The organism is Solirubrobacter soli DSM 22325, from assembly GCF_000423665.1.
Classification (GTDB): Bacteria; Actinomycetota; Thermoleophilia; order Solirubrobacterales; family Solirubrobacteraceae; genus Solirubrobacter; species Solirubrobacter soli.
In genome coordinates this window covers 177,115-203,350 of the sequence record NZ_AUIK01000001.1, presented here as the reverse complement: position 1 = coordinate 203,350, position 26,236 = coordinate 177,115, and the positions used below count along the sequence as shown (strand labels likewise).

At 71.0% G+C, this 26,236-nt stretch carries 28 protein-coding genes; 8 read left to right on the top strand and 20 right to left on the bottom strand.

The genetic code is table 11. The features are described 5' to 3' along the window. Positions 1 to 2: 2 nt before the first annotated feature. The 16 genes from G569_RS0101025 to G569_RS0100950 form a co-directional block, all read right to left on the bottom strand. Positions 3 to 995, bottom strand: coding sequence for a D-sedoheptulose-7-phosphate isomerase (locus tag G569_RS0101025; protein WP_053225660.1), 993 nt, complete (start codon positions 993 to 995; stop codon positions 3 to 5). A gap of 64 nt (positions 996 to 1,059) precedes the next feature. Beyond that, positions 1,060 to 1,740, bottom strand: a complete 681-nt coding sequence (hypB, locus tag G569_RS0101020) for a hydrogenase nickel incorporation protein HypB (RefSeq protein WP_028062031.1) — start codon at positions 1,738 to 1,740, stop codon at positions 1,060 to 1,062. Between the two features lies 1 nt (position 1,741). Continuing rightward, positions 1,742 to 1,846, bottom strand: coding sequence for a DUF6893 family small protein (locus tag G569_RS66275; RefSeq protein WP_371683441.1), 105 nt, complete (start codon positions 1,844 to 1,846; stop codon positions 1,742 to 1,744). After that, a complete protein-coding gene (locus G569_RS44560; RefSeq protein ID WP_211232876.1) occupies positions 1,843 to 2,475 on the bottom strand; it encodes a hydrogenase maturation protease in 633 nt (210 codons plus the stop codon). Before G569_RS44560 ends, G569_RS66275 begins: the two co-directional genes overlap by 4 nt. After that, entirely contained in the window at positions 2,472 to 3,188 is a 717-nt protein-coding gene (locus G569_RS0101005; protein ID WP_028062030.1) for a hypothetical protein, read from the bottom strand. Before G569_RS0101005 ends, G569_RS44560 begins: the two co-directional genes overlap by 4 nt. Beyond that, complete coding sequence (locus tag G569_RS0101000; protein ID WP_028062029.1) at positions 3,185 to 3,799, bottom strand: DUF6084 family protein; 615 nt, start codon at positions 3,797 to 3,799, stop codon at positions 3,185 to 3,187. Before G569_RS0101000 ends, G569_RS0101005 begins: the two co-directional genes overlap by 4 nt. Next, complete coding sequence (locus G569_RS0100995; RefSeq protein WP_028062028.1) at positions 3,796 to 4,296, bottom strand: DUF5947 family protein; 501 nt, start codon at positions 4,294 to 4,296, stop codon at positions 3,796 to 3,798. Before G569_RS0100995 ends, G569_RS0101000 begins: the two co-directional genes overlap by 4 nt. Beyond that, a complete protein-coding gene (locus tag G569_RS65120) occupies positions 4,284 to 4,748 on the bottom strand; it encodes a NifU family protein (protein ID WP_053225659.1) in 465 nt (154 codons plus the stop codon). Before G569_RS65120 ends, G569_RS0100995 begins: the two co-directional genes overlap by 13 nt. Beyond that, positions 4,745 to 6,532 carry a nickel-dependent hydrogenase large subunit gene (locus G569_RS0100985; RefSeq protein ID WP_028062027.1) on the bottom strand — a complete coding sequence of 596 codons (1,788 nt, stop codon included), beginning with the start codon at positions 6,530 to 6,532 and terminating at the stop codon, positions 4,745 to 4,747. Before G569_RS0100985 ends, G569_RS65120 begins: the two co-directional genes overlap by 4 nt. Position 6,533: 1 nt before the next feature. Next, positions 6,534 to 7,520 (bottom strand): NADH-quinone oxidoreductase subunit B family protein, encoded by a 987-nt coding sequence (locus G569_RS44550; protein WP_084284147.1) that lies wholly within the window; start codon positions 7,518 to 7,520, stop codon positions 6,534 to 6,536. A gap of 31 nt (positions 7,521 to 7,551) precedes the next feature. Continuing rightward, on the bottom strand, positions 7,552 to 7,890 hold the full coding sequence (locus tag G569_RS0100975) for a hydrogenase maturation nickel metallochaperone HypA/HybF (protein ID WP_028062026.1): 339 nt from the start codon (positions 7,888 to 7,890) through the stop codon (positions 7,552 to 7,554). Next, on the bottom strand, positions 7,890 to 8,891 hold the full coding sequence (gene hypE / locus G569_RS0100970; protein WP_028062025.1) for a hydrogenase expression/formation protein HypE: 1,002 nt from the start codon (positions 8,889 to 8,891) through the stop codon (positions 7,890 to 7,892). Before hypE ends, G569_RS0100975 begins: the two co-directional genes overlap by 1 nt. Further along, the gene (gene hypD / locus G569_RS0100965) at positions 8,888 to 10,003 is read right to left on the bottom strand and encodes a hydrogenase formation protein HypD (RefSeq protein ID WP_028062024.1); all 1,116 of its coding nucleotides are present in this window, start codon (positions 10,001 to 10,003) and stop codon (positions 8,888 to 8,890) included. The genes hypE and hypD overlap by 4 nt, the downstream gene beginning before the upstream one ends. Further along, positions 10,000 to 10,194, bottom strand: a complete 195-nt coding sequence (locus G569_RS0100960; RefSeq protein ID WP_028062023.1) for a HypC/HybG/HupF family hydrogenase formation chaperone — start codon at positions 10,192 to 10,194, stop codon at positions 10,000 to 10,002. The genes hypD and G569_RS0100960 overlap by 4 nt, the downstream gene beginning before the upstream one ends. Further along, entirely contained in the window at positions 10,191 to 10,457 is a 267-nt protein-coding gene (locus G569_RS0100955) for a HypC/HybG/HupF family hydrogenase formation chaperone (protein WP_028062022.1), read from the bottom strand. The genes G569_RS0100960 and G569_RS0100955 overlap by 4 nt, the downstream gene beginning before the upstream one ends. A gap of 63 nt (positions 10,458 to 10,520) precedes the next feature. Continuing rightward, positions 10,521 to 11,885: an FAD-binding oxidoreductase gene (locus G569_RS0100950; RefSeq protein WP_028062021.1), complete on the bottom strand. Its 1,365-nt coding sequence runs from the start codon at positions 11,883 to 11,885 to the stop codon at positions 10,521 to 10,523. 197 nt (positions 11,886 to 12,082) lie between these two features. Here G569_RS0100950 and G569_RS0100945 point away from each other — a divergent pair, with 197 nt between their 5' ends. Next, positions 12,083 to 12,544, top strand: a complete 462-nt coding sequence (locus G569_RS0100945) for an NUDIX hydrolase (RefSeq protein ID WP_028062020.1) — start codon at positions 12,083 to 12,085, stop codon at positions 12,542 to 12,544. A 50-nt stretch (positions 12,545 to 12,594) separates the two neighbouring features. Then, positions 12,595 to 13,071 (top strand): ATP-binding protein, encoded by a 477-nt coding sequence (locus G569_RS56970; protein WP_084284009.1) that lies wholly within the window; start codon positions 12,595 to 12,597, stop codon positions 13,069 to 13,071. Positions 13,072 to 13,105: 34 nt separating this feature from the next. Here G569_RS56970 and G569_RS0100935 read toward each other — a convergent pair whose 3' ends face one another. Genes G569_RS0100935 through G569_RS65860 form a run of 3 tightly spaced genes read right to left on the bottom strand, consistent with a single transcriptional unit; the run spans position 13,106 to position 15,549 of the window. Then, complete coding sequence (locus tag G569_RS0100935; RefSeq protein ID WP_028062018.1) at positions 13,106 to 14,023, bottom strand: alpha/beta hydrolase; 918 nt, start codon at positions 14,021 to 14,023, stop codon at positions 13,106 to 13,108. 18 nt (positions 14,024 to 14,041) lie between these two features. Beyond that, positions 14,042 to 15,406, bottom strand: a complete 1,365-nt coding sequence (locus tag G569_RS0100930; RefSeq protein ID WP_028062017.1) for a TrpB-like pyridoxal phosphate-dependent enzyme — start codon at positions 15,404 to 15,406, stop codon at positions 14,042 to 14,044. A 17-nt stretch (positions 15,407 to 15,423) separates the two neighbouring features. Beyond that, a complete protein-coding gene (locus G569_RS65860; protein ID WP_306764983.1) occupies positions 15,424 to 15,549 on the bottom strand; it encodes a hypothetical protein in 126 nt (41 codons plus the stop codon). A gap of 571 nt (positions 15,550 to 16,120) precedes the next feature. Here G569_RS65860 and G569_RS0100920 point away from each other — a divergent pair. Genes G569_RS0100920 through G569_RS0100910 form a run of 3 tightly spaced genes read left to right on the top strand, consistent with a single transcriptional unit; the run spans position 16,121 to position 19,436 of the window. Continuing rightward, positions 16,121 to 16,861 (top strand): DUF4097 family beta strand repeat-containing protein, encoded by a 741-nt coding sequence (locus tag G569_RS0100920; protein WP_028062016.1) that lies wholly within the window; start codon positions 16,121 to 16,123, stop codon positions 16,859 to 16,861. Beyond that, entirely contained in the window at positions 16,858 to 18,390 is a 1,533-nt protein-coding gene (locus tag G569_RS56965) for a sensor histidine kinase (protein WP_084284005.1), read from the top strand. The genes G569_RS0100920 and G569_RS56965 overlap by 4 nt, the downstream gene beginning before the upstream one ends. Continuing rightward, positions 18,387 to 19,436, top strand: coding sequence for a sugar ABC transporter substrate-binding protein (locus G569_RS0100910; protein ID WP_028062015.1), 1,050 nt, complete (start codon positions 18,387 to 18,389; stop codon positions 19,434 to 19,436). The genes G569_RS56965 and G569_RS0100910 overlap by 4 nt, the downstream gene beginning before the upstream one ends. Positions 19,437 to 19,451: 15 nt before the next feature. Here G569_RS0100910 and G569_RS0100905 read toward each other — a convergent pair whose 3' ends face one another. Continuing rightward, positions 19,452 to 20,684, bottom strand: coding sequence for an ROK family transcriptional regulator (locus tag G569_RS0100905; protein WP_053225656.1), 1,233 nt, complete (start codon positions 20,682 to 20,684; stop codon positions 19,452 to 19,454). Positions 20,685 to 20,863: 179 nt separating this feature from the next. Between G569_RS0100905 and G569_RS44535 the strand changes: the two genes are divergently transcribed. The 3 genes from G569_RS44535 to G569_RS63620 all read left to right on the top strand — a co-directional run bounded on the left by G569_RS44535 (position 20,864) and on the right by G569_RS63620 (position 26,236). Further along, positions 20,864 to 24,220, top strand: coding sequence for a glycoside hydrolase family 2 protein (locus G569_RS44535; protein WP_053225655.1), 3,357 nt, complete (start codon positions 20,864 to 20,866; stop codon positions 24,218 to 24,220). Positions 24,221 to 24,294: 74 nt separating this feature from the next. After that, positions 24,295 to 25,248: an SIS domain-containing protein gene (locus G569_RS62160; RefSeq protein ID WP_053225654.1), complete on the top strand. Its 954-nt coding sequence runs from the start codon at positions 24,295 to 24,297 to the stop codon at positions 25,246 to 25,248. Between the two features lie 82 nt (positions 25,249 to 25,330). Continuing rightward, entirely contained in the window at positions 25,331 to 26,236 is a 906-nt protein-coding gene (locus G569_RS63620) for a carbohydrate kinase family protein (RefSeq protein ID WP_028062013.1), read from the top strand.

Sequence of the window (26,236 nt, the reverse complement as noted above, 5' to 3'; positions counted from 1 at the left end):
CCTCAAGCCAGCTCCACGAGCCGGTGGTACGCGCTCGCCTGCGCCTCCTGGATGCGCGGGATGTGCTCCGAGCGCACCACGACGACGAAGTCCGCGAGCGACTCCGCCGCGATCCGCCCGCCGTCGTAGCCGACCATCGCGATCGTCGACAGCCCGCGCCGCCGCGCCTCCCCCAAGGCCGCGATCACGTTCGCCGACGACCCCGAGGTCGAGAACGTCAGCAGCGTGTCGCCGGCGCGGCCGTGCGCGATCACCTGGCGGGCGAAGATCGCCTCGACGCCGATGTCGTTCGCGATCGCGGTCAGCACCGCCGGGTCGTCGGTCAGGTCGAGCGCGCGCCGCCCACGCGCCCGCAGGTCGGCGACGACGTCCATCGCGTCCGTGGCCGACCCGCCGTTGCCCAATGCGAGCACCCGCGGCCCCAGCGCCGCCGCGGCGTCGCGCAACACCGACTCGTTCTCGCGCAGCACCTCCTCGCGCAGCGCCCCGATCTCGGCCGCCTTCGCCTCGATCGAGCGCCGCACGTCCTCCCGCACCGCGTCGAGGTCGGCGACGCCGTCACCCTCGAGGAACGGATAGAGGAACGAAGCCGCCCCCGCGCCCACCCGCGAGCGGTCGCGGTGCTCGAGGAACACGTGCACGAGCTCCCAGAGCACGTGGTAGAGCGTCTCGACCAGCTCCTGGCGGATGAACGGGTCGTCCGTGGGCGGGGAGAACGACTCGTCCAGCACGCGCACCCCGCCCGCATCGAACACGACCACGATGTCGTCCTCCTCGCGCTCGAGCGCCAGCGCCTCGGCCGTCGGCAGCGCGAGCGCCGGCAGCGCCCGCTTGCCCACGATCACCGGGTGGACGAACTCGACCGCGACGTGCCGCGCGTCGGACTCCTCACCCACCGCGAGCAGCCGCCCGCCGCGCAGGAACCGCACCGCCATCTCGTCGCACAGCGCCGCCAACCGCGCCGACTCGGCGCTGAAGAACGCGACGTCATTCACCTCGGCACCTTCGGAATGCCTGAAACCCAACCGTTCGTGCCGCGGCGGCGCTGGCCAGGCTCCGTCACGCCTCGACCAGGCGCCGCTCCGGCAGCGCGGCGAGCCAGTCGCGGAACGCGTCCACGCCCTCGCCGGTGCGCGCGCTCACCAGCAGCGTGTGCACGCCCGGATGCACCGTCTGCAGCCGCTGCGACCACTTGTCGAGGTCGAAGTCGACGTACGGGAGCAGATCGGCCTTGTTGAGCACGACGAGCTCGCACGCGCGGAACATCAGCGGGTACTTGAGCGGCTTGTCCTCGCCCTCGGTCACGGAGGCGACCATCACCCGCGCGTCCTCACCCACGCGGAACTCCGCCGGGCAGACGAGGTTGCCGACGTTCTCGATCACCAGCAGGTCGATCTCCTCCAGGGGGATCGACGGGATCGCCGAGCGGACCATGTTCGCGTCCAGGTGACACTCGCCGCCGAAGCCCTGCGACGTCTGCACCTGCGTCACCGGCACGTGCAGCGACGCCAATCGGTCGGCGTCCAGCGACCCCTGCACGTCACCCTCGAGCACGCCGGCGCGCACGCCGCCGAGGTCGGAGAGCACGTACTCGAGCAGCGCCGTCTTGCCCGCGCCGGGCGCGCCCATCAGGTTCGCGACAGCGACGCCCGCGCGGTCGAAGTCCTCGCGGTTGGCCTTCGCGATCGTGTTGTTGGCGTCGAGCGCGTCCTCGACGATCCTCACCCGGACGCGGTGCATCTCACATCGACCGGATCTTCAGGTAGCGCCGGATCTCGGGCAGCACCGTGAACACCGCGCCGACCGCGGCGGCCACGCCCCCGATCACGATGATCGCGCTCTTCATGACAGCTCCTTTCGCAGGACTTCGTCGAGCAGCTTCAAGGCCCCGTCCAGCGCCGCCTCGACCGGCGCGCTGAGCCCGGTGAACTCCTCGATCGCCTCGGGCTCGCAGCCGAGCACCAGCGTGCGGGGGAGCGCCGAGCCGAGCGTCCGCGCCAGCGCCAGGACCTGCACCGGGTCCATCCCGTGCGCGTCGAACCCGGCCGGGACCTGGTCCACGTCCGGCTCGATCACGTAGAGCGTGCCGGGTGCGCCTCCGCGCGGCATCGCGTCGAGGAACACGACGACGTCGTAGTCCGCGAGCGCGTACGCGAGGTCCATGCCGCGGATGCCGAAGTCGGCGACGTCGACCCCCTCGAACGCGGCCCGCGCCGCCAGCGCGCAGCCGAAGCCGTCGTCGCCCAGGAAGACGTTGCCGATCCCGGCGACCAGCACGCGCAGCGGCGCGACCTCCTCCGGCGAGAAGAAGAAGCGATGCCCGCGCTCGCCGAGGTCGCGCCCCGGGTCGTCGTCGACGAGCACGCCGACGAAGACGCGGCCCTCCATGTCGGTCTCGACCGTGTCGACGACGGCGGTCTTCCCGGCCAGGGCGAGGTCGAACACGTCGCCGCCCGCGCGCGGACGCAGCTTCACTCGCGTTCCAACCGGTATCCCGACAGCGTCCACAGCTGCTCCTCGGTCAGGTTCTCCGTGCGCTCGAGGATCTCCCGCGTGCGCGGGTCCAGGCGCATCTCGGCCTTCTCGGAATCGGTCAGCGCGAGGATGTTCAGCGCCAGCAGCCCGTCGATCTCCCCGCCGTCGAAGAGGTCGCCGGGCGACTCGGGCGCGATCCGCGGGTGATCTTCGAGGATGATCGGCGACGAGAGCATCGCGTCATCGCCGACGAGCACCGGCCACGTACCCACGTTCTCGCAGCCGTCGGCCTCGGTCGCGGAGACGAACCGCCCGCCTTCGAGCAGCGTGTGCGTCGAGCACAGCGCATGGCGCAGCGCCTCCTCGCGGTCCTCGCCGTCCCAGCCCGACGTGTTGCGCACCGTGACCGTGAGCCGCGCGCCGTCCACGGCCACGTCGACGGCGCCGAGCTCGAACGCGCCCGGCCCGACGGACCGCTCGACGCCCTCGCGCAGGAACCGCACGGTCACCGTCACCGCGGCCGGGTCGCTCTCGAGCTGCACCTGCGTGCGCATGAGGCACGCGTCATCGGGGTGGCGCGCCGTCCACGCGGGCGGGAACACGCAGCCGAACGTCCACCGCCGCTGGTTCTTCAGCGCGCTCGGCGTGTACGGCCAGAGCATGTAGCCCTCGTACATGACGGCGTCGGCGAGCTTGCGCAGCTCGGTGGTCATAGGCCCAACGCCTCCAGGGCGTCATCCCACGTCGCGAACGCGTTGCGCGCCTTGTAGGCCGAGAGCCGGTCGAAGCTCTCCTTCGAGAGCCGCACCCACGCCGTCCCCCGGAAGTAACGCTCCATCGTCTCCTTCCACACCCGCACCGGCAGCGCGTACGCGGCTTCGCTGCTCCAGGGCAGCCGCACGGTCTGCAGCCGGCCGTCCTGCTCGTAGAACACGCTGCCGCTGAACAGGAACTCGAGCGGCACGTCGCCGTCGGCCAGCGCATCGAGATAGCGCGACGCGGCCACCTCGAGGTCGTACGAGCACGGCACGTCGAGGTCGACCACGGTCGCGCCCTCGAACGCCGGGACCACGAGCGTCGTCCGCGTCCACAGCAGCGTCCGCAACGTGGTCGGCCACGCGTCGACCGGGCCGAAGAGCTCGAACAGCCGGTCGTGCGCCGCCGCGTCGTACCCGCGCCGCCGGGCCGCGATCTGCAACTGGACGTCGAGCAGCACCGAGCGGACCGGCTCCTCGCAACGCACGCCCAGCGCGAACCGCAGCGTCGGCACCGCCGAGTGCTCCACCGGCGCGGCGCCGTCGACGGAGAAGCCGAGCTCGATCACGTCTCCAGCCGTTCGAAGAACGCGTCCAGCTCGCGGCGGACGTCCGCGCCGCCGGTGAGCCCGCGCCAATGCGTGCGGACGAGCCCGACGAGCGCGAAGCAGACGTCGACGCCCACGATCCACGCATCCGACCCGCGCACCAGCAGCGCCTCGACGTCATCGGCGAGCTCGACCTCCAGATCGATTCCCAGCAACGACTCCGTCGGCCCGACCGGGCTCGGGTAGAACGCCTTCGGCACCCCGTCCACCCGCACCACGAACGCCATGTCGACCGGCACGCCCAGATCGACGGTCTCGACGCGCCGCACGTCGGCCGGGATGAGCTTCATCCGATCCGACCGCTCGAACAGCAGCCGGCACGGCCGGCACGCGCACTTGACGTCGCGCGTGGCCAGCTCGAGCACATGCCGGTGGTCGGCCGCGATCGGGTTCCCGCACAGATCGCAGCGCTCGACGTCGGCCGTCGAGCGCTGCGCGAGCCGCATCAGAGCGGACATGCGAGCTCGATCTGCAGCAGGGGCTCCGCGACCCCCTCGGTCTCGACCCGTTCGACGTCCGGCGCGGCGCGCGCGATCGCCTCTTCGACCGCGCCCCGCAACGTCGCCGCCGAGGACGGACAGCCGTGGCACGAGCCCTCGAGCCGCAGCCGCACGACGCCGTCGGCGACGTCGACCAGCTCCACGCCCCCGCCGTGCGAAGCGAGGTAAGGCCTTACCTCGTCCAGCGCGCCGATCACCCGCTCTCGCACCGGCACCGGATGGAGCCCGTGCAGGAGCAGCAGATGCGCGACGAGCTCGTCGTCGACCGGCACGTCACACGCCGCGACGATCCGCGCCAGGCCCTCGCCATACATCTCCAGCAGCGCGCGCACGAGCTCGGTCGCGACCTCGCGCTGCGGCTCGGGGAACGTCTCGACCTCGTCGAGCAACGCTTCCACTTGTTCGATCACGAGTGCTCCCCGAACATCGGCGAGTGCACCTGCGTGATCGTCTTGCCGTTGCCGAGGTACATGTGCACCCCGCACGGCAGGCACGGATCGAAGGAGCGGACCGCGCGCATGATGTCGATGCCGCGGAAGCTCTCCTCGTCGGCCTCCTCGAAGATCGGCATGCCGTTGCACGCGTCCTCGTACGGGCCGGGCGTGCCGTAGGAGTCGGTGGGCGAGCCGTTCCACGGCGTCGGCGGGTACGGGTGGTAGTTGGCGATCTTGCCGTCGCGGATGACGAGGTGGTGGCTGAGCACGCCGCGCACCGCCTCGTGGAACCCGCAGCCGATCGACTCGTCCGGCACCTCGAAGGGCTCGAACGTCTTCGTCCGCCCCGCGCGGACCTCCTCGAACGCCTTGTCGAGGAAGTGGAACGCGCACCCGGCGGCGTAGGCGACGAAGTAGATCCGCGCGCGGTCGCGCTCGATCGCGTTGGACCACTGCGGGATCTTCCACTCGAGGTCGACGGCGGCGGTGTCGGGCGTCTTGGGGAGGTGGATCTTCACGCTCGACCCGGTGGCATCCACGAACGGGATGTGGACCTTGTTCGCGAGCGCCGTCGCCCACAGCCGCGCGAGCGCGCCGCCGCCGGTGTCCATCGCCAGGTTGTCGCCGTCGTGGAACCAGCGCGGCGACATCACCCACGAGTAGTTGCCGCCGTCGAGGTCGCGCTTCTGCGGCATCGGCGTGGTGGTCTGATTCCACGGGTGGCGCCTGTCGACCGGGTTGCCGAGCGGGTCGTTGGGCACGAACACCTCGCCGTCGGGCTCCCAGTCGCGGTAGTACGACGAGCCGAGCAGGATCCGAATGCCGAGGTTGATGTCGACGAGGTTCGTGGTGACCAACTCGCCGTCGACGACGATGCCCGGGGTGACGAACATCTCGTTGCCCCAGTCGCCCATCGTCCGGTACTCGTAGGTGCAGAAGTCCGGGTTGTTGAACGCGCCCCAGCAGTTGAGCAGCACGCGGCGCCGGCCCACCTCTTCATAGCCCGGCAGCGCCTGATAGAAGAAGTCGAAGACGTCGTCGTTCATCGCGACGGCCTTCTTGATGAAGTCCAGGCAACGCAGCAGCCGGCTCTGGTAGTCGGTCAGCAGCGTCGGGGTCGCGACGGTGCCGACGCCGCCCGGGTAGATCGTGGACGGGTGCACGTGGCGCCCCTCCATCAGGCAGATCATCTCCCGCCCGATACGGCTCATGTGCAGCGCCTCGCGGTACGTCGCGCCCGTGAACGGGTTGAACGACGTCATGATGTCCGCGATCGTCGCGTAGCCGTGCTGGTCGCGACCCGGGGCGGCGGTGTTCTGCGCCTTCGCCCACACGCCCGGGTTGGTCGCCGACACCATCTGCTCGCAGAAGTCGACGAAGACCAGATTGTCCTGGAAGATGATGTGGTCGAAGATGTACTCGGCGGCCTCGCCGAGGTTGACGATCCACTCGGCCAGCGGCGGCGGCTTGACGCCGTAGGCCATCTGCTGCGCGTAGCAGGAGCAGACCGCGTGGTTGTCGCCGCAGATGCCGCAGATGCGGCTGGTGATGAAGTGGGCGTCGCGCGGGTCCTTGCCCTTCATGAACACGCTGTAGCCGCGGAACAGCGACGAGGTCGCCTTGCAGCTGACGACCTCGCGGCGGTCGAAGTCGATCTTCGTGTAGATGCCGAGGTTGCCGACGATGCGCGTGATCGGGTCCCACGCCATGTCGACGATGCGACCGGCCTCGGGCTTGACGGGCTCTCGGGTGGCAGCCATGTCACTTCCCCCAGCGCGGTTGGTAGCCAGTGGTCAGGTCAGAGCCCGTGTGCCGCCACTTCGGCTCCTTGTTGACGGTCTTGTTGGTGATCGAGCGCAGGCGCCGGACGGTCTTGCCGTAGACGCCGATCACGTTCGAGGACACGCCGCCGCCGGGCGGCGGATCCATGAACGGCATGAACTTGTCGGGGAAGCCCGGCATCGTGCAGCCGATGCAGATCCCGCCCACGTTCGGGCAGCCGCCAAGGCCGTTCATCCACCCGCGCTTGGGCACGTTGCAGTTGACGACCGGGCCCCAGCAGCCGAGCTTGACCAGGCACTTGGGCGAGTCGTAGGTGTGCGCGAAGTCGGCTTGCTCGTAGTAGCCGCCGCGGTCACAGCCCTCGTGCACGGTGGCGCCGAAGATCCACTGCGGGCGCAGCTGGTCGTCGAGCGGGATCACCGGCGCCAGGCCCGCGGCCTCGTAGAGCAGCCAGACGAGCGTCTCCATGAAGTTCTCCGGCTGGACCGGGCAACCGGGGACGTTGACGATCGGCAGACCGCCCGCGGAGCGGAAGTCCCAGCCGAGGTAGTCGGCCAGGCCCATCGCGCCCGTCGGGTTGCCGGCCATCGCGTGGATGCCGCCGTAGGTCGCGCAGGTGCCGATCGCGACGACGCCCCAGGCCTTCGGCGCGAGTTGGTCGATCCACCAGTTCAGCGTCAGCGGCTCGCCCGTCGCCTCGTCGTTGCCGAACGACGTCCAGTAGCCCTCGCCGTTGATCTCCTCGTTGGGGATCGAGCCCTCGATGACGAGCACGAACGGGAGCGTCGCCTCGCCGCGCGCGGCCGCGCGGAACGGCGTCAGGAACTCCTCGCCCCCGAGCGTCGGGCTCAGGACCTTGTTGTGGAGGTTGACCTTCGGCAGGCCCGGGATCGCGCCCAGCAGGACGTCCTCGATCGACGGCTGCCCAGCGGCCGTGATCGAGACGGAGTCACCGTCGCAGCTCATCCCCTCCGAGATCCAGAGGATGTCGACCTCCTCAACACCGGCCACTGGGCACTCCTTCCATCGTCAACGCGTCCACGAGCAACTCCTCCCCGCGGACCAGCTCCACGTCCAGGCTCCCGCACGTCTCGCAGGCGAGCGGGAACCCCGGCAGCTCGCTCTCCATCCCGCACACGCGGCAGACGCCCGCCGCGGGGACCTCTTCGACCTTCAGCGCCACGCCGGGCGCGAGCAGCTCGAACGCGAACTCCAGCGCGTCCGGCACGACCTGGCGCAGGTGCCCGATCTTGACCTCGACGCTCTCGATCTTCCGGCCGCCGGCATGCGCCTCCGCGATCCGGACGATGGCGTCGGCGATCGAGAGCTCATGCATCAGCAGATCCTCGGCAGCGGGTCGCCGACCAGCTCATCCAGGACACGCCGCCCGCCGAAGCTCGTCTTGACCAACACCATCCCCGGCGGCTCGGTCTTGACCTCGCCGATGTCGGCGAAGCCGGGCAGCGGGCGGTCCGCGATCGCCACGAAGACGCCTTCGTTGGCGACGTAGAGCGGGTCGATGCCGAGCAGCTCGCAGGCGCCGGTGACGGCGGGGGAGACGGGGATCTGCGCCTCGTCGATCAACATCGCGACGCCGGACGCGCGGGCGAGCTCGTTCAGGACGGACGCGACGCCGCCGCGGGTGGCGTCGCGCAGCTGCCGGATGCCAGGCCCGAGGATGGCGTCGACCCGCGGCCACAGCGGCTGCGTGTCCGAGGCGATCTCGTCGGATTCGAGGTCGAACTCGCCGCGGGCGAGCATGATCGCGGTGCCGTGGGCGCCGATCGGGCCGGAGAGCAGGATCCGGTCGCCGGGGCGGGCGGGCTCGAACGCCGCGCGCGGGTCTCGCCGGCCGATCCCGCTCGTCGTGATGTACATCCCGTCGGCGTGGCCGCGCTCGACGACCTTGGTGTCGCCGCCGACGATCGCGACGTCCGCCGCCGCGGCCGCGCCGGCGATCGCCTCCACCTCCGCGCGCAGCGTCGCCGCGTCCAGGCCCTCTTCGAGGATGAGGCTCAACGTGAGCGCGAGCGGCTTCGCGCCCGCCATGGCGAGGTCGTTGACGGTGCCGTTGACGGCGAGCTCGCCGATCGAGCCGCCGGGGAAGCGCAGCGGCTTGACGACGTAGGCGTCGGTGGTCATCGCCAGCTCGCCCACGATCGCCGCGTCGTCGAGCGCCGCGATGCCGAACGCGGGCGCGAGCAGGCCCTCGATCAGTCGCGCCGTCGCCTTCCCGCCCGCGCCGTGGGCCATCGTGATCCGCTCGTCGCGGAACTTCGCGCGCTTGGCCCGAGCCGTCTCGATGATCTCGAGCACCCGTGCCTCGCGCGTGGTCACACGACCTCGCGTTCTCTCGCGAACCGTCCGTAGTTGTAATAGGCCGCGCAGGCTCCTTCGGAGCTCACCATGCACGTGCCGATCGGCCGCTCCGGCGTGCACGCGGTGCCGAACACCTTGCACTCGAACGGCTTGATGACGCCCTTGAGGACCTCGCCGCACTGACACGCCTTGGGGTCGGCGACGCGGATGCCCGGCACGGCGAAGCGCAGCTCGGCGTCGAAGTCCGCATACGCGTCACTCAGCTTCAGACCCGAGTGTGAGATGAAGCCCAGCCCGCGCCACTCGAAGTGCGGGCGCAGCTCGAACACCTCGGCCATGACCTGCAGGGCGCGCTCGTTGCCCTCGTACGGGACGACCCGCTTGTACTGGTTCTCGACCTCGCAGCGGCCGTCGCGCAGCTGCACGAGGATCATCTGGACGGCCTGGAGGATGTCGAGCGGCTCGAAGCCCGCGATCACGACCGGCTTGCCGTACGCGGCGGGGATGAACTCGAACGGCCGCGCGCCGACCACGGTGGAGACGTGGCCGGGGCCGATGAAGCCGTCCAGCCGCAGGTCCGGCGAGTCCAGCAGCGCGCGCAGCGGCGGGACGATCGTCACGTGGCTGCACATGCAGCTGAAGTTCCTGATCCCCTCGGCCTTCGCCCGCTTGAGCGTCAGCGCGGTGCTGGGCGCCGTGGTCTCGAAGCCGATCGCGAAGAACACGACCTCGCGCTCCGGGTTGGCCTTGGCGATCCGCAGCGCGTCCAGCGGCGAGTAGACCATGCGCACGTCCGCCCCGCCCGCCTTGGCCTCCAGCAGCGTGCCGTTCGAGCCGGGCACGCGCATCATGTCGCCGAAGCAGGTGAAGATCACGCCGGGCGCGTTCGCGAGCGCGATCCCGTCGTCGACGCGCCCCATCGGGATCACGCACACCGGGCAGCCCGGCCCGTGCACGAGTTCGACGTTGGCGGGCAGCAGATCGTCGACCCCGTACTTGTAGATCGAGTGCGTGTGCCCGCCGCACACCTCCATCACCTTGTAGTGCCGGCCGGGCTCGACGGTCGCGAGGATCTCGGTGGCCAGCGCCCGGCCGAGCTCGGCGTCGCGGAACTCGTCGACGAACCTCACAGGGTCACCAGCGCAACGCCGGCGTGAACGAGGACCTGATCACCCGCCTCGGCCTCGACGAGCGCGAGCTCGACGGTGTGATGCGCGCCGTCGTCGTCCTCGCAGAGCCCTTGATCGCCGCGGATCTTCAGGACCGTCATCGGCGTCCCGTCATCCCCGCACGTGACGCAGTGCCCGTCCTCGCAGCTCACTCGATCACGCTCGCTCTGAGCTCGGTGAGCTCCTGCTCGTACTCGGCACCCATCGCCTCGAGCAGCTCGCGGGTCGCCCGCGCCTCATCCTCGTCGATCACCGAGATCGCGAATCCGACGTGGATCAACACCCAGTCCCCGGGCCCGAGGTCATCGAACAGGCCGATGTTCACGGTCCGCCGGACCCCGGCTACGTCGACCCGGGCGAGTTGATTGGACTCGTCGACGACTTCCACGATCTGGCCGGGGATGGCCAGGCACACGTCGTCACTCCTCGGTCGGCGAAGCCCGGTGCGGACCTCGTGGCAGTTGTATCACTCTCGAATCTAGCCTGCGACCTTCCCCGGATTGAACAGACCGTCCGGATCCAATGCTGACTTGATCGCGCGCATCATCGCCACGGCGACCGGCCCGTGCTCGAGCTCCAGGAACTCCGACTTGCCGTAGCCCACGCCATGCTCGCCGGTGCAGGTTCCCTCAGCGTCGATGGCGCGCCTCACCAGGCGGTCGTTGAGGTCGATGGCGCGTTGGAGTTCGTCGCCGTCGTCCGGGTCGACGAGGATCGCGAGGTGGAAGTTGCCGTCGCCGACGTGGCCGACGATCGGGGCGATCAGGCCGGAGGCGTCGAGGTCGCGTTTGGTCTCGGCGATCGTCTCGGCGAGCTTGGAGATCGGGACGCAGGCGTCGGTGGTGAACCCCTGGCTGCCGGGGCGGAGCGCGCGGCCGGCCTCGTAGGCGCCGTGGCGGGCGTGCCAGAGGCGGCGGCGCTCGGCCTCGTCCTGCGCGAACGCGAAGCCGTGGACGCCGTGGGCCTCGGCGATCTCCTTCGTCTCCTCGGCCTGCGCCCGCGTCTCGGCCGGCGTGCCGTGGAACTCGAGGAAGAGCGTGGGGGCGACCTCGAGGTCGAGGCCGAAGTGCTGGTTGACGGCGTCGATCTGGACGTCGTCGGCGATCTCCATGCGGGCGATCGGGATCGCGTGGGCGAGCACCTCGATCACGGTGTCGACGGCGGCGTCGAGGCTCGGGAAGGCGGCCGTCGCGGCGGTCATCGCCTCGGGGGTCGGCTGGACGCGCAGCGTGACCTCGGTGATCAGGCCGAGCGTGCCCTCGGAGCCGATGAACAGTCGCGTGAGGTCGTAGCCGGCACTCGACTTGCGGGCGCGCGAGCGGGTTCTCACGATCTCGCCGTCGGCCGTGACGACGGTGAGGCTGAGGACGTTCTCGCGCATCGTTCCGTAGCGGACGCTGGTCGTCCCGGACGCGCCGGTCGCCGCCATGCCGCCGATGCTCGCGTCCGCGCCGGGGTCGACGCTGAAGAACACGCCTTCGGGCCGGAGCTTCTCGTCGAGCTGGCGGCGGGTGACGCCTGCCTGCACGGTCACGTCCATGTCCTCGACGCTCAGGCGCAGGATGCGGTTCATCAGCGCGGTGTCGATCGAGACGCCGCCCCGGAGCGCGGCGACGTGGCCTTCGAGGCTCGTGCCGGCGCCGAACGGGACGATCGGCGTCCGGTGCTTCGCGCACAGGCGGACGACCGCCGCCGCCTCCTCGCTGTCGCGCGGGTACACGACGAAGTCCGGCGCGGCCGCGGAGTGCCAGCCCTCGTCGGTGCCGTGCCGGCGCAGCTCGTCGGCGCCGGTGACGACACGGTCCGAGTCGAGCTCGGCGATCAGCTCCTCCTGCAAGCCCATCGCCTGGACCTTACGTCACTCCGAGTACAGCGTCCGGGTCACCTCCCGCCCGTCCTGGAAGCGTGCGGTCGCGGTCGCGGCGGCGACGTCGAACGTGCGCCGCGCGAAGAAGGTGACGAGCGCGCGGGCGTGGGCGTCGTAGAGGTCGGCGATGTCGTCGGCGTCGAGCTAGGAACCGACGCGCGAAACTGTGACCAATGGCCAAGCGCAGCTCCGGCATCCTGCTGTTCCGTCGCACCGCCGAGCTGGAGGTGCTGCTCGTGCATCCCGGTGGCCCGTTCTGGGCCAAGAAGGACCTCGGCGCGTGGTCGATCCCGAAGGGCGAGCACGACCAGGCCGAGGAATCGCTCCAGGCCGCGGTGCGCGAGTTCGAGGAGGAGACCGGCACCAAGCCCGACGCGCACGACCTCGCCGACCTGGGGACGGTCAAGCAGAAGTCCGGGAAGGTCGTGCAGGCCTACGCGCTCGAGGGCGACCTCGACGCGGAGGCGATCCGCTCGAACACCTTCACGATGGAGTGGCCGCCGCGGTCGGGGCGGCAGGCCGAGTTCCCCGAGGTCGATCGCGCCCAGTGGTTCACCCTCGACGAGGCGCGGGAGCGCATCAATCCCGCACAGGCCGCGTTTCTGGACCGTCTGATCCAGGACTCGTCGGAGTGATGACCCCTGCGCGGGTGTAAACCACTCGCCTCGGGGCATACCCCTAAGCGATGAGACAGGTTGCTCCCGCCCACCTGCTCGACGTGGATCTACCGGCTGAGCCACAGAGCGTCTCGCTTGCGCGTCGCGCGGTGCTGGATGCGCTGACGGGGATCGCCGTCGACCGCGACGCCGTCGGCGTCGTCGTTTCCGAAGCCGTGACCAACGCCGTGCTGCACGCCTACCGCGACCGCGAGCGTCCCGGCGCGGTCCGCGTCACCGCCGACCTGCACGAGGAGGGCGTCGAGGTCTCCGTGACCGACGACGGCCTCGGCATGCACCCGCGCACCGACTCGCCGGGCGTCGGGCTCGGCATGCCGCTGATCGCCGACCTCGCCGACAGCGTGATCATCTCCAGCAAGGGCAAAGGGACGTGCGTCGCCGCCCACTTCCTGTTGATGGGCGCCGCCGGCCCGCACGGCCGCCCCGTCGCACGGACGGTTGCGGGCCGCGCTGAACGCCAGGCGGCCCGCCTCGTCGCCGTTTAAGCGGGGGGCTCCGGGGGGCGGCAGCCCCCCGGTTCTAGGTCATCGCGGGCACCCGCGTGCCCGCCGTCAGGTGCTGCACGAACCAGTCCCGCGCCGCCCCGCTGGAACGCTCGAAGTCCGCGATGTAGGCGTCGAAGTGCCCGCCTGAGAGCAGTTCGAGCCTCTTCGGCTCACGCGCCCGCTCGAACGCGTCGATCGCGAGGTCCGACACCGTCAGGTGATCGCCCTGCGCGACGACCATCAGCAGCGGCGTGGGTGAGATCCACGCCAGGTACGTGCCCGGCTCGTACTCCCAGAACATCTCGACGCTGCGCAGCGTGCACTCGTTGATCCACGACGGCGCACGGTCGGACCCGCTCGTCGTGAACCACTCGTAGGAGTCCGCGGTCGGCAGCGCGCAGGGCTCGCCCTCGGGCGCGACCACCGGGATCGTCATCGGCGCCTCGCCGCGGGCGCGCGCCTCGCGGTCGGCGTCGAACATGTCCTGGGTCGGCTTGATCAGGTCCGCCCGCACCAGCCGGCGAGCGTTCTCGTGCCCGGAGATGAGCGGAACCTGGGCGACGACGCACTTCACGCGCCGGTCGATCGCGCCCACGACGAGCGCGTGCGCGCCCGAATAGCTCGAGCCCCAGATCCCGATCCGGTCCGAGTCGACCTCGTCCAGCGTGCGCGCGAACGTGATCGCGTGCCGGTAGTCGCGGACCTGCGCCCACGGGTCGATCTCCTGCCGCGGCTCGCCGTCCGAGGCGCCGAGGTTGCGGTTGTCGTAGACGAGCGCGCAGAACCCCGCCTCGCAGAACACCTCGGCGAACGCGTCGAGGAACAGCTCCTTGACCGCGCTGTACCCGTGGCACATCACGATCGTCGGCGCCGGCCCGCCCGCATTGTCGGGGACGTACAACCACCCCCGCAGCGTCGTGCCCTCAGCGTCGAACTCGATGTCCTGCCGCATCCCGGGACCTCCCTCGCGTTATGCGATGGCCGGCGTGTTCGCCGGCAGCGCGGCCAGCGCCGACTCGAGATCCTCCTCCGAGAACTCGGGATCCTCAAGCGTCCCGCCCAGGTAGGCGTCATACGCGGCGAGGTCGAAGTGGCCGTGGCCGCTGAGCCCGAACAGGATGGTGCGCTCCTCACCCGCCTCCTTCGCGGCCAGCGCCTCCTCGATCGCCCCGCGGATCGCGTGGGCGGACTCGGGCGCCGGGATGATCCCCTCGGTGCGGGAGAAGCGCACGGCGGCCTCGAAGGTCTCGTTCTGCCGGTAGGCGCGGGGCTCGACGACGCCCGCCTTGACCAGCCCGCTGATCATCGGCGCCGCGCCGTGGTAGCGCAGGCCGCCGGCGTGCAGCGGCGGCGGGACGAAGTCGTGGCCGAGCGTGTGCATCGGCATCAGCGGGGTCAGCCCGACGGTGTCGCCGAAGTCGTACGCGTAGAGGCCGCGGGTCAGGGTCGGGCACGCCGCGGGCTCGGCCGCGACGTAGCGGACCTGGTTCTCGCCGCGCAGCGTCCCGCGGATGAACGGGAACACCAGCCCGGCGAAGTTCGAGCCGCCGCCGACGCAGCCGACGATCACGTCCGGGAACGCGCCGGCGATCTCGAGCTGCTGCATCGCCTCCTGGCCGATCACGGTCTGATGCAGCAGCACGTGGTTCAGGACGCTGCCGAGCGCGTAGTTGATGTGCTCGTTCTGCGCGGCGACCTCGACCGCCTCGGAGATCGCGATCCCCAACGAGCCCGTGGGGTGCGAGGCCTGCGCACGGCCGGACTCGGTGCGGTCCGACGGCGAGCGGTACACGGTCCCGCCCCACGTCTGCATCATCGAGCGCCGGTAGGGCTTCTGGTCGTACGAAGAGCCGACCATGTAGACCTCGCACTCGAGGCCGAAGAGCGAGCAGGCGAAGGCAAGGCTCGAACCCCACTGCCCGGCGCCGGTCTCGGTGACGAGCTTCTTGATCCCGGCCTGCGCGTTCTCGTAGGCCTGCGGGACGGCGGAGTTCGGCTTGTGCGAGCCCGCGGGCGAGACCCCCTCGTACTTGTAGAAGATCTTCGCGGAGGTGCCGAGATCCTGCTCGAGGCGGTGCGCGCGGAACAGCGGGGTCGGGCGCCACAGCCGGTAGGCGTCGCGGACCGGGTCCGGGATCGGGACCTCGTGGTCGCCCGAGACCTCCTGCAGGATCAGCCCCATCGGGAAGATCGGCGCCAGGTCGCCGGGGCCGGCGGGCTCACCGGTCCCCGGGTTCAGCGGCGGGAGCGGCTCGCCCGGGAGGTCGGGGAGCAGGTTGACCCAGTGCGTCGGGATGGCGTCCTCGCCCAGCAGGAACTTCGTCGGCTCGCTCATGGAGCGAGCCTACGCTGCTAGCGGAACAGGCGGCGAAGACGGCGGCGCGGCGCGGGCGGGGCGACGCGCGTGCGGCGGTACTCGCCGAGCGTCATCTCCTCGTGCGGGAGGCTGCAGTCGATGTAGTCCAGCGGCGGGGTCATCGTGGGATCAACTGTCCCAGGACGACCTTGGGAGCGCCTTGGGGCCACCTTGCGACCCCAGGTGGGGGAATCCGTAAAGCGAGGGGTCCGGGGGGCGGCAGCCCCCCGGTCGCTTAAGGGAGGGTGGGCCGCCGCGCTGGTCAGGCGCGACGGCCCTGAAGGCTCATAAACGGCCAGCAGACGTCGGGGAGAGAGAGGAACTGTCCAGGGCCGGAGCGGAGGGAACGACGACCATGCTCGCGGGCAAACCTTGGCGTCACCTTGATAAGACCTTGCGATCTCATAAGGAGCGCGGCGTATTAACGAAATGAGCCGCCGCGTTGGTCAGACGCGACGGCTCGAAGGTGCTGGCCGGCCGGCGGACGTCGGGGGGGAGAAAGGGCGCCCTGGGGCCGGTGCGAGGAGAGAGAGCGGCCCATCCGTGGGCCTGGTCATGTCCTTTCGGGAACGGTGTGGATATTTCCACGCGTGCGCAACGGGTCCATTACGGGAGACAGGTGAACGATGGTGTGGTCAGCCGCACCGTCCGCCCCACTACGGTACGCCTGTGACGGTCACAGAAGATCCGCCCATGCAGGGGCGATCTGAGTCGCCGACCGCGCCGGCGAGCGCGGCGGCTTGGTGGTGGCTGGTCACCGTCTCCGTGGTGCTGCTGCTGGTCGCGGCGGGGACGCTCGCGATCTGGTGGGCCGCTTCGCGCGAGACCCGTACCACGAGCTACCGCGTGCTCGGCGACCTGTCGGGCATCCGGCTCGACCTCGGCGACGCCGACGTGGAGATCGACGGCGGCGCCGCGGCGGTCGAGGTGCGCCGCGTCGACCGCTTCGCGTACGGCGCGCCCAGCCGCGAGGCGCGCTCGGTCAAGGACGGGACGCTCACGATCACCTCGCGCTGCCCGGACCAGGTGCTCGGCTCCTGCCGCGCCTCCTACCGGCTCGCGGTGCCCGACAACGTCCCGCTCGACATCCAGACCGGCAGCGGGTCGGTCAGCCTGACCGGGGTTCGCTCGTCGGTCTCGGTCAACACCGGCTCCGGCCCGATCGCCGCGAGCGGCTTCTGCGGCTTCCAGCTGCGCGCGGCGTCCGACAGCGGCAGCGTCCGCGCGATGGCCGAGTGCTCCGCCGACCGGCTCGAGCTGCGCTCGCGCGCCGGCGACGTCCGCGCGGTCGTTCCCGCGGGCCGATACCAGATCGACGCCCAGAGCGACTCAGGCGCGGTCCGCGTGCGCGGCCTCACCAACGCCCCCGACGCGCCCTTCCAGATCCAGGCGCTGAGCACCAGCGGCGACGTCACGGTCGAGGCCGCGTCATGACGATGGCGCTCGATCTCTCGCCGCACCTGCGCGCCGCGCGGCGGGCGCTGCTCTACCTCGTCGTCGGGCTCGGCCAAGGCCTGACCTACCTGCTGGTGATCGGCGGCGGCCTCGTGGTCGGCACGATCCTCGTCCCGCTGTGGGTCGGGCTGCCGATCCTGCGCGGCACCGCGACCCTCACGTGGCGCCTGGCCGAAGGCGAGCGCCGCCAGGCCAACCGGCTGCTCGAGACCCACCTTCCACCCGTCGAGCCGGTGCGCGGTCGCGGCATCCGCGAGCTGCTCCTGAACCGCCCGTTCGCGCGCGCCGCCGGGATGCTCCTGCTCAAGCTGCCGATCTCGCTCCTCGGCCTGGCCGCGGCCGGGCTGCCGGTGATCCTCGCGATCGCGATGGCGGGACTCGGCGTGAGCGGGCTGGCGGGGGAGGACGGACGACTCCTCGGGCCGTGGGCGCTCGGGCCGGTCGTCGGCATCGCGCTCTGCCTGCTGGCGCTGCCGGCCACGATCGTCTCGATCGCCGCGCTCGAGGGCGTCGGCGCGGGGATGCGCGCGCTCGTGCGCTGGCTGCTGCGCTCGCGCGTGGCCGAGGGCGGCCCGGTCCGCGAGCTGCTGGCCGAGCGCCTCGGCGACCGCTCGCTGAACATCGCCTACTGGCTGCCCGAGCGCGAGATCTTCGTCGACGACGCCGGCCGGCCCGTGCGGCTCCCGGACCCCGGCTCCGGCCGCGCCTGGACGGCGGTCGACCGCGGCGGCGTGCGGCTGGCGGCGATCGTCCACGACGCCGAGCTCGACGCGTCCCCCGAGCTGGTCACCGCCGCGGCGTCCGCGGCCGCGCTGGCGATCGACAACGAGCGCCTGAAGGCCGAGCTGCGCGCCCGCGTGGAGGAGCTGCGGGTCTCGCGGCTGCGGATCGTCGAGGCGGCGGACGACGCGCGCCGCCGGATCGAGCGCGACCTGCACGACGGCGCGCAGCAGCAGCTCGTGTCGCTCGCGCTGGACCTGCGGATGCTCAAGGCGCGGCTGGCCGACTCCGGCCTGGCGGGCACGGTCGACCAGATCGGCGAGAAGCTCGCCGTCGCGCTGGCCGAGTTGCGCGAGTTCGCCCGCGGCATCCATCCCGCGTTCCTGTCCGAACGCGGCGTCGGCGCGGCCGTCGAGGCGCTCGTCGCCCGCGCGCCGCTGAACATCGAGGCCGAGGTCGACCTGGACGAACGTTTGCCCGCGCCGGTCGAGGCCGCCGCATATTTCGTGGTCGCCGAGGGTTTGACCAACGTGGTCCGCTACGCCGAGACGCGCAACGCGTGGGTGAAGGTGACCCGCGTCGGCGGGGAGGTCGTCGTGCGCGTTGCCGACGACGGCAAGGGCGGGGCCGTCGTTGAGGGCGGCACGGGCCTGCGCGGATTGATCGACCGGCTGCAGGTGCTCGACGGGCGCCTGGACGTGACCAGCCCGCCCGGCGGCGGCACCACGCTCGTGGCCTACATCCCCTGCGAGCCGGGCTCGCTGGTCGCGGAGGCGTCGCGGACATGAGGCGCCGGCCGGCTCGCCGCCCCGTGGCATGGCTCTTCGTCGCCCTCCTGTTGCTGGCCGGCTGCGGGCGGGTCACCAACGTGCGCGAGCGCGACCTGGTCGTGAGCGGCGACGCGACGGCCACCGCCCGTGAGGCGCCCGACCGGCAGTCCCGCGGCGTGCGGATCGCGACGGCGCGGCTCGTCTTCATCACCCACGGCCAGGCGTCCGACGAGTTCTGGAAGGTCGTCCAGCGCGGCGTCGAGGAGGCGCACAAGCAGAGCGGCGCCGCCGTCTCCTACCGCTCTCCGGACTCGTTCTCGATCGACCGGATGCGGCGCTACATCGACCAAGCGGTCGCCGACCATCCCGACGGGCTGATCGTCTCGCTGCCGGACGCCACCGCGCTCTCACCGTCGATCAAGGCCGCGGTGAAGGCGGGGATCCCCGTCGTCACGATCAACTCGGGCAGCGACGAGTTCCGCAAGGTCGGCGCGCTCGCCCACGTCGGCCAGGACGAGTACAAGGCCGGGCTCGAAGCGGGCCGCCGGATGGGCCGGGCGGGCGTCAAGCACGCGCTCTGCGTCAACCAGGAGAACGGCAACACCGGTCTCGACCAACGCTGCCGCGGTCTCGCCGACGGCCTGGCCAAGACCGGCGGCACGATGAAGCCGCTGCCGGTCCCGCTGCAGAACGAGACCGTGGCGCAGACGCGGATGGCCGAGGCCCTCAACGACCGCAGCGTCGACGGCATCATCACGCTCGGCCCGGGCGGCGCCAAGCCGGCGCTCGACGCGGTCCGCGCCTCCGGCCTGGAGTCGCGGGTCAAGCTCGCGACGTTCGACCTCTCACCCGAGGTCCTGGCCGCCGTGCGCGACGGCAAGATGCTCTTCGCCGTCGACCAACAGCCCTACCTGCAGGGCTACCTGCCGGTGATGCTGCTCGCCGAGCGCCACCGCTACGGCGTCTTCCCGGGTGAGGGCGAGCTGATCGCGACCGGCCCGCATTTCGTGACCAAGGCCGACGCGCCCGAAGTGATGCGGCTCAGCGCCGAAGGCATTAGATAAAGGGGCCTGACCCCTTTAGGTTTGCGCGCGGCGCTCGCGAGAGAAGAGCTGGCTCCTCGCTTCGCGCAGGCCCATCGCCAGGGCGCCCTCGAGCGCGGCGCGCTCGGCGAGGATCGAGGTCTCGATGCGGGTGGGGAGCGGGAGCAGCCGGCCGACGGTCGCGCGCACGGCGGGGAGGAGGTCCGCGGCGCCGCCGATCCGCCCGCCCAGCACGACCAGCTCGGGGTCGATGACCGCGCAGACGGTGGCGATCGCGAGGCCGATGCGCTGCGCGGCGTTCTCGATCACCTGTGACGCCGCGGCGTCGCCGGTGCGGGCGGCCTCGAAGACCTCGCGGGTCGACTCGGCCGTGCCGCCCGCCTCGCGGTAGGCGATGAGGATGCCCTCGGCGCCGATCTCGTCCTCGAGCCCGCCGAGCTTGCGATGGTGGGCGTCGAACGGGTCGCGCGCCAGCGGCAGGTAGCCGATCTCGCCGGCCGCGCCGTGGAAGCCGCGGAAGAGCTCGTCGTCGATGACGATGCCCATGCCGACGCCCGCGCCGATCGAGATCGCGACGAACGTCGACACACCGCCCGCGAGCCCGCGCCACTTCTCGCCGACCGCGGCCATGTTGACGTCGTTGTCGACCAGCACCGGGACGTTGAAGCGGCTCTCGAGCGTCGCCAGCGAGTCGAACTCGCCGGTCGCGCTGACATGCCAGGCGAGTGACGTCACCCGTCGCGTCTTCGGGTCCACCACGCCGGGTGTCGAGACCCCCATCGCCAGCAGGTCGCCGTGGCGGCCGGCGAGCTCGCGGTCGATCTGGCGGACCGCTTCGGTGATCTGCTCCTCGACCGCGCGCGGGCCCCCGCGCGAGGTCTCGAGCTCGAGCTCGCGCAGTGCGCCCCCGTAGATGTCGACCGCCGCGACGCGCAGGCGCGTGGAGCCGATGTCGATGCCGACCACGAAGCCCGCGGCGGAGTTGACGACGAACGCGAGCGGCGTCCGGCCGCGCCGGCCCGGGCGCTCGCCCGCCGCCTGCACGAGCTTGGCCTGCACGAGCCGCTCGACCACGACCGAGACCGTCGGCTTGGAGATGTTGGTGCGCTCGGCGATCTCCGGCCGGGTGATCGGCCCCTCGCGAAAGATCGTCTCGAGGATCGCCTGCTCGCTGAGCTCTCGGAGCAGGTTCGGGCGCGGGCTCTCCCGCGGTGAGGGCTCACTCCGGGTCAGGGGAAGGAGGTTACCTATTTCGACTGGCTTGACCAAGGAGCGCGGAAGGTATAGCTTGCGCTTTCGTTAGGAAAGGCTACGAATTAATCGTGGCCGGGGGTTGAAGAGGAACCAAGAAAGGAAACTCCGTGCTCGGATCAAGACTCCGTGCGCGCGCAGTCACCGCCGCGGCCATAGCCGCGGGCGGCGTTTGCGCGATCCTCACGCCGGTCGCGATGGGAGAGACGACGGACCTCGCGCCGAACTGGCAGGTCTCCAGCAGCGCTTCGGTCACCGACACCGGTGCCGGCTTGAGCCAGGCGGGCTTCGACACCGCCGCCTGGTTGAAGGTCAAGACCAACGACGCCAACGCCGTCGGCTCAGAGGTCGCCGCCGAGATCCAGAACGCCCCGGCCGGGTCCCAGTGCGGCGACGACAACATCTTCTATGGCGAGAACATCACCGCCTGCCAAGGCGACCAGCCCGGCGCCCACAGCGCGCCGCTGGCGACCAGCCGTTACGCCGTGCCGTGGTGGTTCCGCACGGAGTTCACCCCCGACCTCAAGCCGGGGCAGAACGCCGAGCTCCAGATCCGCGGGATCATGGGCAAGGCCGACCTGTGGGTCAACGGGACGCAGGTCTCCACGCAGGCGGTCCTGCAGGGCTCTGAGCCCGAGTACGACTTCGACATCACGAGCCTGGTCAAGCCGGGCGCGAACGCGATCGCGCTCAAGCTCTATCCGAACAACCCGGGCGCGATGCTCAACCAGGACTTCAACGACTGGACGCAGGCCGCGCGCGACCAGAACACCGGCCTGAAGTACCCGGTGCGCCTGCACGTCTCCAACTCGCTGCAACTCTCCGACGCGCACGTGAACCAGGTCAACGCCGAGGACCTCTCGAGCACCGACCTGACGCTCAAGGGCACGGTCAAGAACACGTCCGCGAGCGCGGTCGCGGGTGACGTCGACGCGACGATCACCGACCCCAGCGGCGGCAACCCGATCAACGTGCACCAGACGGTCAGCCTCGCCGCGGGCGAGAGCAAGACGCTCACGTTCGACCCGGTCCACATCGCCAATCCGAAGCTCTGGTGGCCGTACCAGATGGGCGACCAGCCGCTTTACAGGTTCACGATGAAGACGTCGGTGGGCGGCACGGCGTCGGACACGGCGTCGCGCACCTTCGGCATCCGCACGATCAAGACCTGGCTGTCGGCCAAGGGCACCAAGGCCTACAACGGCTCGCGCTGGTTCTCGATCAACGGCAAGCCGTTCGTCTTCCGCGGCGGCGGGATGATGGACTCGGACATGTTCCTGCGCTACTCCAAGACGCGCCTGGACCATGAGGTGAGCCTGATCAAGGCGATGGGGCTCAACGGCCTGCGCCTGGAGGGCGACGACCAGCCCGACTCCTTCTACGACGAGATGGACAAGCAGGGCCTGCTCGTCTACGGCGGCTTCCTGTGCTGCAACTACTGGGAGTCCCCGAACAGCTGGACCGCCAAGGACCTCGACGTCAACTACAACACCGCGCTCACCCTCGGCCGCCAGCAGCGCAACCACCCGAGCGTGATCTTCTTCAGCTGGAGCGACGAGGCTCCCGGCGCCCAGCAGGAGGCCGGCGTCATCAAGGGCATGAAGGACGCCGACTTCGACATCCCGATCACGGCGTCGGCGGAGTACAAGTCGACCGCCACGCTCGGGCCGTCAGGCATGAAGGAGGGCCCGTACAACTGGTTCCCGCCGAGCTACGCGTACAGCCTCAACTGCTCGGGCTCGACGGGCGCGAACCCGTGCACCAGCGGCGCCTTCGTCAACCGCGGCGGCGCGTGGGCGTTCGAGACCGAGGCCAGCCCGGGCTCGACGATCCCGACGCTGGACTCCTTGAACCGCTTCATGCCGCCCGCGGCGCAGCAGCAGATGATCACCTCGCCGAATCTGCGCCTGTTCAACTCCGGCCGCGGCGGGCAGGACTCCGGCACCAGCTACGCGTCCTTCCAGCACGTCGGCGTGCAGGCGACGGCGATCTGCCGCCGCTACGGCACCTGGACCGCCGCGCCGGTCACGTGCCCGACCAACCCGCCGGGCGCGACCGGGCTGTACGCGAACAACCCGAACATCGCGGACTTCGTGCGCAAGGGCGTCGCGCTGAACTACGAGTCCGTGCGGGCCCAGTTCGAGGCCTACATCGACCACTCGACGCGGACCGACTCGCCTTCGACCGGCCTCGTCTACTGGATGATGAACAAGCCGATGCCGAGCCTGCTGTGGAACCTGTACAACCACGACTACGACCAGGCGGGCAGCTACTTCGGCGCCAAGAAGGCCAACACGCCGCTGCACGTCTACTACTCGTACGCGGCGCCTGAGAACGACCCGGGCAACCGGATGGTCAACGTCGCCAACCTCACCGGGTCGACGCAGTCCGGGCTGACCGTCTCCGCCCGCACGTACGACATGGCGGGCAACGTGCTCGACGCGAAGGACGCCTGGAACATCACCCTGCCGAGCCAGGGCGTGATGAACCAGCTCTTCCAGATCCCGAACCCGACGCTTCCTCAGGTCAATGGCGTGCCGCAGCGCACGTACTTCCTCGAGCTGCAGCTCAAGCGCGGGACGAAGGTGATCGACCGCAACGTGTACTGGCTGTCGACGGTCAACGACACGCCGACCTACACCGGCAACGCGTACCCGAACCTGTCCACCTACGGCGATCTGCGCAACCTGCAGACGCCGCAGCAGGACCCGATCAACGGCCTGCTGTCCAAGACGACGCTGGACGCGTGCGCGACCACGCACGCGCAGGCGGGCCTGCCGGACGGCCAGGACACGGCCACCGACGTGCGCCTGACCAACAAGTCGTCGACCGTCGCGTTCCTCGCCCGCGTCGACGTGCGGCGCGCCGGGACCGGGGACAACCAGGTCCGACCGGCCAACTACAGCGACAACTACGTGACGCTGTGGCCCGGTCAGTCGCAGATGATCACGGAGACCTACAAGGGTTCCGACGCCGGGGCGGGCGCGGTGGTCAGCGTCTCCGGCCACAACGTCGACACCGTGAGCATCGGGGCCAACGGCGGCTGCGCTCCGCAGACCGGCGTCGAGGATCTCGGCCTCGCCAACGCGGGCGACGTCCCGCTCGGCGGCGCGACGCCCGGCCAGGCGAACACGCCCGAGGCCCTGGCCGCGGCCAAGGCGGCCGTCCAGGTCGGCAAGCTCACCGCGGTCGACGGCTCCGCCGGCGGCTCGGTGCCGGCGACGCTGTCGCTGACGCTCGGCGCGCCGGCCACGTTCGGGGCCTTCACGCCCGGCGTGGACAAGGACTACACCGCGTCCACCAGCGCCAACGTCATCTCGACCGCGGGTGACGCGGCGCTGAGCGTGGCCCCGGTCCCGGCGTTCCTGGCGAACGGCGCGTTCACGTTGCCGTCGCCGGTGCAGGTCTCGTTCTCGAAGTCCGCGTGGAACGGGCCGACATCCAACGAGGCCGTGACGATCGGCTTCAAGCAGCACATCGGTGCGTCCGACCCGCTCCGGACCGGCACCTACAGCAAGACGCTGACGTTCACGTTGTCCACGACGACGCCCTAAGAGGGGTCCCGTTCCGGGGCGGGCGGTGCTGCCCGCCCCGGAACGCCTTCGTTTGGTTAGGAAAGGTCACAAATTTGCGCTCGTTCGCAGAGGGCGTTCGCCTTCAGGCAGCAAATCTTCAAGCAGGACTCGGTGACGTCCGCGCGGCGCTGGCCGCGACCGACCTCGCGCCGGCCCGCACCGGCACGCTGATCCTCACCGGGATCGGGGCGAGCTGGCACGCGCTGGCGCCGGCGCTGCACGCGCTCCACGCCGCCGGGCGTCGCGCCTTCGCGCTGCACCCGTCGGCGCTCACCGGCGACGGCATCGCCCGCCTCGGCGACGCCTTCGTGCTCGTCTCCCAGTCCGGCAAGAGCACCGAGGTGCTCGACGTCCTCGAGCGCCTCGACGGCGCGCCCACGATCGCCGTCAGCGCCTTCGGCGACTCGCCCTTGGCGCGCGGTGCCGACGCTTGGCTGCCGCTCGGCCCGGAGCGCGACACGGCCGTCTCGACGCTCGGGTACACGGCGACCCTGCAGACGCTGGGTCTGTTGACCGACGCGCTGCTGGACACCGCGGCTTCGTGGGATGCGCTGCCCGAGCGCGTCTCGGCGACGCTGGAGCGGCTCGAGCCGCACGCGCGGGAGCTGGCGGGCGCGTTCGCCGCGATCCGCACGCTCGACGCCGTCGGCGCCGGGCCCGCCGTCGGCTCGGCCGGCGAAGCGGCGCTGCTCGCCCGCGAGGCGCTCCTCCTCCCGGCCGCCGAGTACGAGACGCGCCAGTACCTGCACGGCCCGCTCGAGTCGGTCGCCGAGGGCTTCGGCGCGGTGCTCTTCGGCGCCGAGCGCGAGCTCGAGCTGGCGCAGACGTTGTCCGGCTACGGGGCGACCGTGGCCACGATCGGCAAGGGCGCGGACTTCCTCGTCGAAGCCGATCCGATCCTTCAGATCCTCCCCATGCAGTTGCTGGTGCAGTGCGTCGCGGAGCTCCGCGGCCTGCGGGTCGACTCCCTCGCCCGCGAGCAGGACGACACGAAGGTGGCCGCATGACTCGCGCGGCGCGCTCGCATGCTCCGGCGAGAACTCGCCTGGCGGCTCGTTCTCGCGGCCGCGCACTCCGAGGGGCGGTCACGTGAGCGTCACGGTCATCGGGTGCGTCAACGTCGACCTGCTGCTCGCGCCGCTGCTCGACATCCCGCTGCCCGGGACGGCGGCGTTCGTCGAGCGGATGGACCTGCGCGTCGGGGGCGCGGGCGCCAACGCGGCGCTCGCGCTGCTCGAGGCGGGGATGTCGCCGAGGCTCGTGGGCGCGGTCGGCGACGACCACTACGGCCGCTGGGTGCTCGAGCAACTCGGGGAGTTCGGCCTCGCCGACGACATCGTGGTCGACCCCGAGCAGGCGACCGGGCTGACCGTCGCCGTCGAGGCGCCGGGGCGTGACCGCTCGTTCATCACGTACCTGGGAGTGACGGGGACCGCGACCGCGGAGATCGTCCCGCCCTCGAGCCTGGCCGTCGACCACGTGCTCGTGTGCGACTACTTCTGCGCCCCCGCCATGCGCGGCGAGCCGACGGCGCGGCTGCTGCAGACCGCGCGCGAGCTCGGCGCGCGCACGTACTTCGACACGGCCTGGGACACGGACGGGTTCGCTCCGACGACCCGTGAGGAGATCCACGCGCTGCTGCCGCTGGTGGACGTCTTCCTGCCCAATGAGGCGGAGGCGCGGGCGCTGGCGGGCACGGACTCCGTGGTCAAGGCCGGCCGTGACCTGCAGCGGCGCTCAGGCGGCTGGGTCGTGATCAAGCTCGGCGCGGACGGCTGTGTGGCGTTCGGGCCCCAAGGCGGGCGTCTGTCGTCTCCGGCGCCCGTGATCGAGCCGACGGACACCACCGGCGCCGGGGATGCGTTCAATGCCGGTCTGGTGTCCGCTTTCGCGTCCGGGCGTGGATGGCCCGAGGCGCTCGAGGCCGCGACCGGGCTCGCTTCGAGCCTGCTCGCCAGGCCCTCCAATGATCGACATACGGTGGGGAAGGAGTGA

Coding starts and splice junctions, on each gene's coding strand:
- G569_RS44535 (WP_053225655.1), top strand. CDS start 20,864: ATGGGAGAGACGACGGACCTCGCGCCGAACTGGCAGGTCTCCAGCAGC.
- G569_RS0100945 (WP_028062020.1), top strand. CDS start 12,083: ATGGCCAAGCGCAGCTCCGGCATCCTGCTGTTCCGTCGCACCGCCGAG.
- G569_RS0100930 (WP_028062017.1), bottom strand. CDS start 15,406: ATGAGCGAGCCGACGAAGTTCCTGCTGGGCGAGGACGCCATCCCGACG.
- G569_RS0100975 (WP_028062026.1), bottom strand. CDS start 7,890: ATGCATGAGCTCTCGATCGCCGACGCCATCGTCCGGATCGCGGAGGCG.
- G569_RS56970 (WP_084284009.1), top strand. CDS start 12,595: ATGAGACAGGTTGCTCCCGCCCACCTGCTCGACGTGGATCTACCGGCT.
- G569_RS0100995 (WP_028062028.1), bottom strand. CDS start 4,296: ATGTCCGCTCTGATGCGGCTCGCGCAGCGCTCGACGGCCGACGTCGAG.
- G569_RS65860 (WP_306764983.1), bottom strand. CDS start 15,549: ATGACCCCGCCGCTGGACTACATCGACTGCAGCCTCCCGCACGAGGAG.
- hypB (WP_028062031.1), bottom strand. CDS start 1,740: ATGCACCGCGTCCGGGTGAGGATCGTCGAGGACGCGCTCGACGCCAAC.
- G569_RS56965 (WP_084284005.1), top strand. CDS start 16,858: ATGACGATGGCGCTCGATCTCTCGCCGCACCTGCGCGCCGCGCGGCGG.
- G569_RS44550 (WP_084284147.1), bottom strand. CDS start 7,520: ATGAGCTGCGACGGTGACTCCGTCTCGATCACGGCCGCTGGGCAGCCG.
- G569_RS0100935 (WP_028062018.1), bottom strand. CDS start 14,023: ATGCGGCAGGACATCGAGTTCGACGCTGAGGGCACGACGCTGCGGGGG.
- G569_RS0100920 (WP_028062016.1), top strand. CDS start 16,121: ATGCAGGGGCGATCTGAGTCGCCGACCGCGCCGGCGAGCGCGGCGGCT.
- G569_RS0101005 (WP_028062030.1), bottom strand. CDS start 3,188: ATGACCACCGAGCTGCGCAAGCTCGCCGACGCCGTCATGTACGAGGGC.
- G569_RS66275 (WP_371683441.1), bottom strand. CDS start 1,846: ATGAAGAGCGCGATCATCGTGATCGGGGGCGTGGCCGCCGCGGTCGGC.
- G569_RS0100985 (WP_028062027.1), bottom strand. CDS start 6,532: ATGGCTGCCACCCGAGAGCCCGTCAAGCCCGAGGCCGGTCGCATCGTC.
- G569_RS0100910 (WP_028062015.1), top strand. CDS start 18,387: ATGAGGCGCCGGCCGGCTCGCCGCCCCGTGGCATGGCTCTTCGTCGCC.
- G569_RS0100950 (WP_028062021.1), bottom strand. CDS start 11,885: ATGGGCTTGCAGGAGGAGCTGATCGCCGAGCTCGACTCGGACCGTGTC.